11 protein-coding genes and 1 pseudogene are annotated in these 10,149 nt (G+C 72.8%); 3 read left to right on the top strand and 9 right to left on the bottom strand.

Going from position 1 to position 10,149, the window contains the following annotated elements:
• Window positions 1-1,757: pseudogene (locus FV230_RS18320) on the bottom strand (hypothetical protein); the annotation flags it as partial.
• Window positions 1,757-3,679, bottom strand: a complete 1,923-nt coding sequence (locus tag FV230_RS18315; RefSeq protein WP_147843414.1) for an autotransporter assembly complex family protein — start codon at window positions 3,677-3,679, stop codon at window positions 1,757-1,759. The gene FV230_RS18315 and the pseudogene FV230_RS18320, both read right to left, overlap by 1 nt.
• Window positions 3,680-4,244: 565 nt before the next feature.
• Between FV230_RS18315 and FV230_RS18310 the strand changes: the two genes are divergently transcribed.
• The 3 genes from FV230_RS18310 (at window position 4,245) to FV230_RS18300 (ending at window position 5,585) form a co-directional block, all read left to right on the top strand.
• Window positions 4,245-4,454, top strand: coding sequence for a cold-shock protein (locus FV230_RS18310; protein WP_018043862.1), 210 nt, complete (start codon window positions 4,245-4,247; stop codon window positions 4,452-4,454).
• 311 nt (window positions 4,455-4,765) lie between these two features.
• Window positions 4,766-5,146 (top strand): DUF6481 family protein, encoded by a 381-nt coding sequence (locus tag FV230_RS18305; protein WP_147727286.1) that lies wholly within the window; start codon window positions 4,766-4,768, stop codon window positions 5,144-5,146.
• A 127-nt stretch (window positions 5,147-5,273) separates the two neighbouring features.
• Window positions 5,274-5,585 carry a hypothetical protein gene (locus FV230_RS18300; protein WP_147843413.1) on the top strand — a complete coding sequence of 104 codons (312 nt, stop codon included), beginning with the start codon at window positions 5,274-5,276 and terminating at the stop codon, window positions 5,583-5,585.
• A gap of 155 nt (window positions 5,586-5,740) precedes the next feature.
• Here the strand turns inward: FV230_RS18300 and FV230_RS18295 are convergent, their stop codons facing one another.
• From FV230_RS18295 to FV230_RS18265, 7 genes are all read right to left on the bottom strand, one after another.
• Window positions 5,741-5,950, bottom strand: coding sequence for a hypothetical protein (locus tag FV230_RS18295; protein WP_147843412.1), 210 nt, complete (start codon window positions 5,948-5,950; stop codon window positions 5,741-5,743).
• A gap of 177 nt (window positions 5,951-6,127) precedes the next feature.
• Window positions 6,128-6,802 (bottom strand): HAD family hydrolase, encoded by a 675-nt coding sequence (locus FV230_RS18290; RefSeq protein ID WP_147843411.1) that lies wholly within the window; start codon window positions 6,800-6,802, stop codon window positions 6,128-6,130.
• A gap of 4 nt (window positions 6,803-6,806) precedes the next feature.
• Window positions 6,807-7,097: a hypothetical protein gene (locus tag FV230_RS18285; protein ID WP_147843410.1), complete on the bottom strand. Its 291-nt coding sequence runs from the start codon at window positions 7,095-7,097 to the stop codon at window positions 6,807-6,809.
• 116 nt (window positions 7,098-7,213) lie between these two features.
• A complete protein-coding gene (locus FV230_RS18280) occupies window positions 7,214-8,530 on the bottom strand; it encodes an MFS transporter (protein ID WP_147843409.1) in 1,317 nt (438 codons plus the stop codon).
• Between the two features lie 181 nt (window positions 8,531-8,711).
• The gene (locus FV230_RS18275; protein WP_147843408.1) at window positions 8,712-9,134 is read right to left on the bottom strand and encodes a DUF2934 domain-containing protein; all 423 of its coding nucleotides are present in this window, start codon (window positions 9,132-9,134) and stop codon (window positions 8,712-8,714) included.
• A 112-nt stretch (window positions 9,135-9,246) separates the two neighbouring features.
• Complete coding sequence (locus FV230_RS18270) at window positions 9,247-9,507, bottom strand: hypothetical protein (protein WP_147843407.1); 261 nt, start codon at window positions 9,505-9,507, stop codon at window positions 9,247-9,249.
• 106 nt (window positions 9,508-9,613) lie between these two features.
• A complete protein-coding gene (locus FV230_RS18265; protein ID WP_147727278.1) occupies window positions 9,614-10,018 on the bottom strand; it encodes a hypothetical protein in 405 nt (134 codons plus the stop codon).
• Window positions 10,019-10,149 lie beyond the last annotated feature (131 nt).

The raw sequence follows: 10,149 nt of genomic DNA, 5'->3' as shown, positions 1-10,149 counted from the left end.
CCGTCGTCGCGCGCCTCGACGGCCGCGCCCTCGAGCTTCGCGCCGTCGAAGGCGTAGCCGTCGTAGACCTGGGACAGGCGCCCGGTGACGCGCGGAGCCGCCCCGAGCAGCCCGTCGAGCGCCGGTCGCCCGAGGGACAGCGCCTCGGTGCGGACATCCACCTCCGCGGTCACGGCCTTCCGCGCCGGATCGCCGCCGAGCTTGGCCGTGCCCGACAGCCTTCCGGCGAGCGGCCGGCCCGCGAGGTCGGAGAAGGCCGAAAGGTCTGACAGCGCGGCCTCGACCGTGCCGGTGAGCGTGTTGCGCCCGACGCGGCCGGCATAGTCCGCCCGCATCGTCGGCGCCTCGACGTGCAGGCGCGAGACCGAAACCGCGTTGTCGGGCTCCAGGGTCCCGCGGAAGTCGAAGGCGGCGCGAGCGCCCAGCGCCCGCCGCAGGGCGGGGTCGGGCAGCGTCAGCCCCTCGACCCGGGCGTCGGCGCTGAGGTCGAAGCGGTCGGCCGCGGCGGGCTCGGCCGCGAGCCGGGCTTCGACGAGGTCCAGGGCGCTGTCCCGGGTGCGCAGGCCGGCGGCCTTCAGGCTGCCCGCCACGTGCGGCCGGGCGAGCGGGCCTTTCAGGCTGCCGTCGAACACCAGGGTCTTGAGCTCGCTGTCGGCGGCCCGGGTCACCCCGCCCTCGGTCGGCACGGCGCGGGCCTGGAGGGTGAAGTCGGCGTTCCGTGCCGCGTCCAGGGTGCCGCGCGCGTCGAGGCGGGCGGTCCGCGAGGTCAGCTCGAGCCGGTCGATCCTGAGCGCGCCGCCATCGGAAAACCCGAGGGCGCCGTCGAGCTTGGTCGTGCCGGAGAACACCGCCGCGGCCGGGCCTGGAAGCAGGCCCTCGATGCGCGCGGCGAGGTCGAGGGCGAGGCGCCGCTCGGCCCCGACCCGCGAGATCCGGGCGCCGCCCTGGGCGCCGATGGTCTCGCCGGCGGAGAAGTCGAGGCGGGCGTTCCAGGCGTCCAGCGTCCCGCGGCCGTCGAGGTCGAGGTCGACAGGCGGGGCGCCGGGCATGTTCAGGCCCCTGGAGAGCAGGCCGCCGGCCGGCTCGTTCAGGGTCGCCTTCAGCTCCAGGCGCTCGCCCTGCGGCACGAACAGCAGCTTGAGGCCGAACCGGCCGCCGGCATCCTGGCGCTGCACCGCCGCGTCGAGGTCGAGCCCTTCGGACGGCGCGCCGAGCTTCGCCCGGCCCTTGGCCGAGAGCCGCGCCGGCTGCCCGGCGAGCCCTTCGCCGAGGACGAGCTCGGCGAGCGAGAAGTCCTTGATCTCGACCTTGACCGGCAGGTCCGGCAGCAGGGTGCCGTCGGGTTCCGGCGTCGCGGCGACGGCGGAGGGCACCGGGCGCCGCAGCACGTCGAGCCGGCCGACCTCGAGGGTGTCGACCTCGAGCCGGCCGGAGAGCAGCGCGAGGCGGCGCCAGACGATGCGCGCCCGGTCGAGCTTCAGCCAGACGCCGTCGCGGTCGCTGATCGCCACGTCGCGGATCGTGGCGTCCGACGAGAGGGCGCCGTCGACCGCGCCGATGGCGACGCGCGACGACGGGGTGGAGAGCGCGCGCGACAGCAGCCCGCCGAGCACGGTCTTCTCGGCCTCGTCGGCGGCCTGGGTGACGGCCGCGGGCGCGGCGAGGCCGAGGACGAGCAGGATCGCGACGGCGACGCGGATCCCTCCCCCCCCTGCGGGGGGAGGGAGAACGCGCGCGAACCGATCCCGAATCCCCATCAGAACGACTGCCCGAGGCTGATGTAGAGGGCGACCGGGCGCTCGTGGTTGCCCTTGATCCGGTCGAGGGGGAATGCGACGTCGACGCGGATCGGGCCGATGCCGGTGTAGTAGCGAAGCCCGAGGCCCACCGCGGTGCGGATGCGCTCGTCGAAATCGGGGAGCGAGCCGGCGAACGCCGTGCCGGCATCGAAGAACGGCACCACGCCGATCGTGTCGGTGACCTTGATCCGGGCCTCGAACGAGGCTTCCAGCAGGCTTCGGCCGCCGACCGGCAGGTTGAACGGCCCGCGCGGGCCGAGCGTGCGATAGGGGAAGCCGCGCACCGAGCCGCCGCCGCCGGCGAAGAAGCGGATGTTGGCCGGGATGTCCTCCAGGCTCGCGCCGGAGATCGAGCCGAAGCCGAGGCGGCCGGCGAGGATGTACCGCGCGTCCTCGTCCAGGGCGTAGTAGGTCGAGCCCTGCGCCTTGGCGACGAAGATCGACGGATCGGAGCCGAGGAAGCCGGCATAGGGCGTCGCCGAGGCCGTCAGCCGGACGCCCCTGGTCGGGTCCAGCAGGTTGTCGGTCGAATCGTAGGACACCGAGACCGGGATGCCGACCAGGCGGTAATCGACCTTGCCGAGCGCGTCCTGGGCGCGGCCCGCCTGCCCCTCGACGCCGACCTGCGCGTAGAACGTGTCCGAGAAGCGGTGGCGGACGCCGAGCGTCCCGCCGGCGGCGTCCGCGACGTAGCTCTGCTGCGCCTCGCGACCCGCGAACAGGTTGGCGATCAGGTCGTTGCGGGTGCCCCAGAGCGCCGGCTTCACGAAGGTGGCGGACAGGCGCCCGCCGAGCCCGTTCGACTCGATGCCGGCGAGCTTGCGCTGCGTGGCGTAGAGATCGTTGCCGAGGTAGAACAGGTCGGCGTCGAGCCGGATCGTCTCGCCGCCGCCGAACAGGTTGCGGTTGGCGTAGGTCGCGCGGATGCCGGGGCCGTCGACGGTGGAGTAGCGGGCCGAGACGCCGATCAGGTTGCGGTCGCGCTCGGTCACGTCGACGAAGATCGGCAGGTTGCCCTGCGCATCCAGCGCCTCGCCCTCGCGCACCCGCACCGAGCCGAGGCCCTCGACCTTCACCAGCGCCCGGCGCATGTCGGTGAGCGCCTTCGGCGAGTACGGGTCGCCCGGCTCCGCGTCGATGAAGGAGCGCACCACCGCCGGGTCGATGTCCTTCGTGCCGCGGACCGTGACCGCGCCGAGGCCGGCCTGCGGGCCGGGATCGACGGTGAAGGTCACGTCCATGACGTGGGCGGCGTCGTCCACGACGGGATCGCGCGACACCACCTTGGCGAAGGGGTGGCCGCGCTCGCGGAAGCGGTCGACGATCTTCGCCTCGCGGGCGAGCACGAGGCTGGAGCGCGCCGGCGTCTCGTCGTCGACGCGGGTGAAGCGCTTCGGCAGCACCTCCTCGGGGAAGGCGGCGCCTTGCGGGTCGCGCACGGTGACGGTGCGCAGGGTGTAGAGCGGCCCGGCATCGACCGCGATGCGGACCGGGACCAGGGCCCGGGCGCGCTCGGCATCCGCCGCCCGCGCGGCGGCGATCAGCGAGGCCTCGCCGCCGAGCACCACCTCCTCGATCCGGACGGTGACACGGCCGGCGTAGTAGCCGTAGCCGGAGAGCGCGTCGGGCAGGCGCCGCAGGTCGGCCTCGGCGCGGCGCACCAGCCCTTCCCCGTCCGGCGGCGGCTCGCGGCGCAGGCGGTGGAGGGTCGAGGTGTCCTCCAGCGTCTTCTCCAGGTCGGAATCGTCGGTGCCCTGGATCTTCAGCGCGTAGGGCAGCGCGGTGGCGCTCGGCGCCAGGGGCTCCTCCTCGGAGCCGAACAACCCGAACAGGTCGAAGGCCGCGGCCGGCGAGGCGGCCAGGGACAGGCCGGCGGCCATGACGGCGCCGGCGAAGGCGCCGTTGCGGCCGCGCGGGACGGTGGCGGCGCGATCCGGGTTCCGTCGCGTCACGCGCAGGGGCCGGCCGTCCGCTGCACGTCCGCGGCGTGCGGAAATTCCGTCGCGCTCATCTCGAAGTCCCCCCTCGTCGCGATGCCGATCATGCCGGAGCAGGCCTTAAGGAAGGCCGCTGCCGGTGGTCCCCCGCCCGAGCCGGATCCGGGGTGATCGGGCGCCGGACCCTCCGTCCGGACCCCATCGCGCACCGGGCCGAACCTAGACGGCCGGGCCGGCTGCGGCAACCTTCGGCGGGCTTCGCAGGGGGCGGCGCCGGGACTGTCGGCCGGACTCTTGTCAGACGGCAGGCCGCGACCTAACTCCAGCGTGCGTCGATGCTTGCCGGCCGCCGCCGGGTTGCTCCGCCCGCTGTCCCTTTAGCCACTTGCAAGGGCGTCGCTTCGACTGACATTCCATCTCGACATCCAACCTGCTTCGCCCACCCCCGCGCGTGGACAGCCGCTCGGGCCGGCAGGCTCAACACATCGATACGACGGAGGTAGGCGCCATGAGCACGGGCACCGTGAAATGGTTCAACGAGACCAAGGGTTACGGCTTCATCCAGCCGGATGACGGCGGCAAGGACGTGTTCGTCCACATCTCCGCCGTCGAGCGCGCCGGCATGCGCAACCTGATCGAGGGCCAGAAGCTCTCCTACGAGATCGAGAACGACCGGCGCACCGGCAAGCAGTCGGCCGGAAACCTCCAGGCGGCCTGATCCGCGACAGCGACGCCTCCGGACGGAGCGATCCGGGGGCGTCGATCGTCCTGCTGCGGCATATCCGCATCTGTCCCTGGATTTGCGACGGCGCGACGACGATTGTCACCCATCGCGGCGATTTCCGAATGCAGCTCAGGTTGCACGCCGCCCATCCGTCGGTCATTGGCTTTTTCGATTCGCCGCGAGGCGGAATCAGGCTTGCCGAATCCGATTTGCTGAAGGGCCCGTTCCCCCGGCCCCGTCCCGCGGATTGATCCGTCGCGGACGCTCCCGAAACCCGAAGTGAGACACCGTACGAGAAAGGTCAGATGAGCGCATTCGACTATCGTAATTTCGACGACCGCCGCCAGAATTCCGCAGCCGCCAAGGCTGCCCTGCTCGCCAAGTTCAAGGCGCGCCCCCCGGCCGACGACCCCGAGATGATCGCCAAGGCCAAGGCCCGGGCCGAGCTCGTCCAGGCCCGCGAGACCCGTCTCCGCGAGCGCGAAGCCGCCCGCATCGCCGCCGAGAAGCAGGCTGCGGAAGAGAAGCGCGCCCGCGAGGAGGCCGAGCTCGCCGCCCAGATCGCCCGCGAGGCCGCCGAGGCCGCGGCGTTGCAGGAGCGCAAGGCCGCCGAGCTCGCCGCGAAGAAGGAACTCCGCGACGCCCGCTATGCCGCCCGCAAGGCCAAGGTGAAGACCAAGCGCTGACGCGGACGCCGCGTCGCATCGGCCACCAGACAGCGCCGTCCGCCCGCCGCGGACGGCGTTGCCGTTTCTTCCGGACCTTCGCGCCTGGCGCGGCCGTCCCGCCTGTCCGCAGACCGCCGAGGGAAACATGATCGAGCGGCATTTCCGACGGCGTGCGTGCCGGGCCGGCATCGGGCTGGCCGCGATGCTCGTCACCCCCGCGCTCGCGCAGCCGGACGATCGGGTCGCGGCCTGCGATACCCTCGTGTCGCTCCGCCTCCTTACGACCGCCGCCCCCGACCGCGCCGCCGCCCTCGCCCAGGCCGGCACCCGGCCCGGCTGCAAGGCGATCCGGCGCGCCGACGTCGGCGCGGTCGAGCACCGCGCGATGATCGGCGGCGCGCCGTTCGAATGCCTTGCGGTGAAGGGCGAGCCGGCCTGCCTCTGGGTTCAGCCTTGAGGAGCTGAAGCCAGGACGACGGCCTGCGGGTCGGTCGATGCGTCGCGCCGAGATGCGGGGAGGCGCCGGCAGCCGTCCTGCTCCGGCTCACCCCGGCGGCGGGCGCATCGCCGGGACCGTCGTCGACGCCGGGCCCCCATCGGGGCGGGTCGGCCTCAGGCGCTGAGCGGCGCGCCGATGCGGGCACGCAGCTGAAGCCGCAGGTTCTCGTTGGCGTTGCCCTCGGCGTCGAGGGCCGACATCAGGCGCAGGAGCTGGCTGATCGGCGTGGCGCGGCTCTGGACCGCCTCCGCGATCCGCTCGTGGAGAGGCCTGTCGCTGCAAGGATTCCAGGTCTGTACGCTGGTCTCGGCCGTCTGACGCATGATCCGCCCCGTCCTTAGAAGGATCCCAGGAAGTTCCGGCGGGGTGGCTACGCCTTTCGCGCCACCCGCGCCAGTCTTATCCTGCGTTGTCCGTAGCCGGCGCGAGACCGCGTCGCATCCGGGCCACACGCATGCCAGGATTGCGGGGACAATTGCGGGCGCGCACCGGATTCGACGTCAGATCGTCTTGTGCTTTGCCAGCGGCGAGGATTCGAAATCTTCGAGCAGGTGCTGCGGGCTGCGATAGATCGCGATGCAGCCGGCCGCCTTCAGGTCGGTTTCGGGGAACCCGCCGCACAGCAGGCCGACGGTGGCGAGCCCGGCCTTGCCGGCGGCCTGCGCATCGTAGGGCGTGTCGCCCAGGACCACGATCTCGGCGCGGTCGATGCCTTCGAGCCGCTTCAGCGCCGCCTCGAAGATGTCGGGATGGGGCTTCGAGCGCTCGGCGTCGTCCGAGCTCGTCGCCGCGTCGACGAGGTCCGCGATGCCGAGCACGTCCTGGTAGTGCTCGACCTCGCTGCGCTTGCCCGAGGAGGCCAGCGCGATCGTCGTGCCGTCGGCGCGGATCCGCTCGAACAGGGCGCGCACGCCCGGGAACGGCTTCACCCGGTCGCGGTAGGCGCGCTTGAACAGGTCGGAGCGGTAGGCCTCGATCGCCTCGCCCTGGTCGCGCAGCTGCGCCTCCGACAGGAAGACCGGCATCAGCTCGTCGCCGCCCTTGCCGATCTGGCTGCGGACCTTGACGACGTCGGTCTCGATGCCGAAGTGGCTGAAGGCCTCGACCCAGGCCTCCGCGTGAAGATCGACGCTGTCGAGCAGCGTCCCGTCGATGTCGAAGATCGCGGCTTTCATCGGCTCAGCGCGGGATCGGGACGAGGCGCAGGCCGTCGTCGGGCAGCAGGTTGCGCGTGGGGCCGCCGGTCTGCTGGCCGCGGCCCTGCTGGTAATAGGGCAGCTCCGGCCGCCGGTCGTTGTCGCCGCCGGAATCGTAGGCCCAGGCCGGCTGCCAGGGCGCGCGGCCGCCGACGGTGATCGGCACGGTCTCGCCGAGCGGGCCATCCGGCGCGCGGTCGCGATAGACCTGCGCCTGCGCGGCGGCCGGGACGGCGAGCAGGGCGAGCAGAAGGCCGGCTGTGCGGAGCGTCATCGGGTCCTCGTGTCGGACAGGGCGGCGCGCGGGGCGCGCGCGTATCCCGGCCGGTGCAGGGGTCTCGTCGGACAACGGCACAGCTTCGCCGCCGTTCCACGGCCCTCGTCGCGGACTCACGCCGCCGGCGCCTCCGTCCGCGGATGGACGTGCCAGACATAGGCGCACAGGAGCGCCACCGGCACGCCGATCAGCGCCGTGCCGACGAAGAACCAGGCGAAGCCGACATCGGCGATGATGAAGCCGGAGGCGCCGGCCAGCAGGCTGCCGGGGAGCGCGCACAGCGAGGTCAGCAGCGCGTACTGGCTGGCGGCGTGCTCGCTCGCGGCCAGCGACGACATGTAGGTGATCAGCACGATCGAGGCGAAGGCGTAGGCGAAGCTGTCGACGCTGACGGCGATCGCGAAGGTCCAGAACGCCGCTCCCCCGTCACTGCCGTGGATCGCGAGGTAGGCGAGCGCGAGGTGCGAGGCCGAGCCGAACACGGTGCCCGCGACGAGGCTCGCGAGGATCCCGATCCGCGGCACGACGAAGCTCGCCAGGAACGTGCCGGCCAGCGCGACGCCGAAGCCGAACAGCTTGGTCACCGTGGCGATGTCGGTGTTGGAGTAGTGCAGGCTCTTGAACAGCGGCATCGCCATCGCGCTCGACACGTAGCCGGGCATGCGGAAGCCTGCGACCATCACGAGGATCGGCACCGCCATCGGCCCGAGCCGCGTCACCAGCTCGCGGATCGGCGCGACCACGGTCTCGACGAAGCCGGCGCGCTCGTGCGCCGCGGGTCGGGCGGGTTCCGGCTCGGGGGCGATCAGGGCCGCGATCATCCCGGGCGCCATCAGCACGGCCATGCACAGGTAGGCGGCGCGCCAGCCGTAGGCGTCGGCGAGGTAGAGCGCCCCGGCGCCCGCCGCGAGGTTGCCGACCCGCCAGCCGACCTCGGCGAAGGACGACATCAGCGCCTGCCGCTCGGGCGGCGCCGCGGTGATGCGCCAGCCGTCGATCACCACGTCCTGCGTCGCACCGGCGAATCCCAGCGCCAGCGAGAACACCACCGTCCAGGCGAGGAAGTCGGCCGGGTCGCCGAAGGCGATGCCGGCGAGCGTCAGCGCCACGCCGAGCTGCGTCGCCACGATCCAGCCGCGCCGCCGCCCGAGCCAGCGCCCGAGGATCGGGGCGTCGTAGCGGTCGAGGAACGGCGCCCAGAGGAACTTGAACTTGTAGGCCAGCGTCAGCTCGCTCAGCAGCCCGAGGATGCCGATCGGCACCTTCGCCTCCGACAGCCACGCCGACTGCGTGACGTAGACCAGCAGGAACGGAAGCCCGGAGCTGAAGCCGAGCCCGAGCATCGCCACGATGCGGCGATCCGCGAGGTGGGTCAGGACCGACGGCTTGGCGGATGCGGGCGCGTCGGCCCCGCTCACGGCGTCTGGCATGCGAACCACAACCCCTGGCTTACGGAGATTCGGGGATCCGTCCCTCGCGCCTGCAGGATCGGCGTATCCCGCATCCGGGGCCATCCGGGAAGGGGCCGATCGGGTCCTCGAAACGGCAAGAGCCCGCCCCTCGGTCGAGGGGCGGGCTCTTGCGGTCGAGTTTCGAGGCCTCGGCGGCGGCTCAGTGCAGGCTGGCGCCGGTCGTGGCGCGGGCGGCTTTCGGCTTGGCGGCGAGGCTGGCGGCCGCGAGCGCCTTCGGAGCCTTGGGGGCCGCGATCTTGGACGCCGCGGCCTTCGGGGCCGGCTTGGCGGCAGCAGTCTTGCTGGCAGCGGTCTTGCCGGCAGTTGTCTTGGCGGCAGGCTTCGCGGCGGCCTCGGCGGGCTTCGCAATGGCCTTGGCGCGGCTGGCGCGGGGCTTCAGGGTCTTGGCCGGGCTCGGGGCGAGGCTGGTCTCGGCGACGGCCTCGATCGTCAGGATCGGCGCGGGCGCGGCGATCTCGGCTTCGGCGCGCAGCCAGTGGGCGTCCGCCCGGCCGTGGATGCGGCCTTCGTCCTCCCAGATGTAGTAGGCGCGCTCGCGCACCCGGTGCTCGATCAGGTCCATGTCTCGTCTCCCGTTGCTGTCCCGGGGAAACGATGAAAGCCGGTGGTTAAGGCAGGGTTAACGGGTGTTGCGGTGCGAAGCCGGCGCGAATCCGTGCGCCGGCGCGGGGTCGTCAGCGCTTCGACAGGCGGAGCGCGTTCGCCCGGACCTTGCGCCGGTAGCCGGCGAGGACCTTGGCGGTCGAGGCGCCGGACGCCATCATCAGCGCGGCTTCGCCCGCCGCCACGACCTTCTCGGTGACCATGCGCTGCGCCTCGGCCTGGCCGACGGCCCCGCCCGCCGAGAGCATCATCAGCCGCATGCCGATCACCTGCTGCGATTCGAACGCCAGCATCGTGGCGTCCATCCCGAGCTTGAACCAAGAACCGTACATGCGTTGACACTCCAGGCGAGGCGCGCGCGACGAGCGGCACCGGCGCGCCGCGGGCTCCCTCAGCGCGGCACCGGTGCCGTATCCGGGCCGACGAGAAAGAGGGGCTTCAGTCGAAGCTGCGGCCCTTGGCGGCCGAGCCGCCGAGGCTGATCTTCTTGGCAGGCCCGCCGAGGCTGACCTTCTTCGGCTTGGGCGCGCCGGCCTCGACCACCGGGACGGGGGCGGGCGCGGGCTTGAGGTGCGCCTGCCCGTGGATCACCGATCCGACCTCGCCGGCGACCCGGATCAGGTCCTCGCGCTCGCAGGCGCGGGCCACCTTCAGGCCGAGCTGGTGCATGTGGCTCTTGCCGTAGAGGTAGGCGGCGAGCTGCGCCCGCTTCAGCGGCGCGATGCCGGCGACGATCTCGGGGAAGTCGTACTCGTCGGCCCGGTAGACCTCGCCGAGCAGTTCCAGGGAGACCGGGCAGGCGGCATCGGGCTCGGCGCCGCTGGTCGGATGGGCTTGGGTCATGGATCACCTCGGGTCGATGTCGGGTCCGCGGCGGGGCCGGCGGCCGCGTCGGGGGAAGGTTCGGCCGGAGCGAGCGCGGCGCGCGCTCGCTCCGGCGGGGTGGCGGGCCGCGGCCGGTCCGGCCACAGGGG

Source organism: Methylobacterium sp. WL6, assembly GCF_008040095.1.
Lineage (GTDB): Bacteria > Pseudomonadota > Alphaproteobacteria > Rhizobiales > Beijerinckiaceae > Methylobacterium.
Note: the sequence above shows the minus strand (reverse complement) of the source record. Positions and strands in the feature narration are given on the sequence as shown.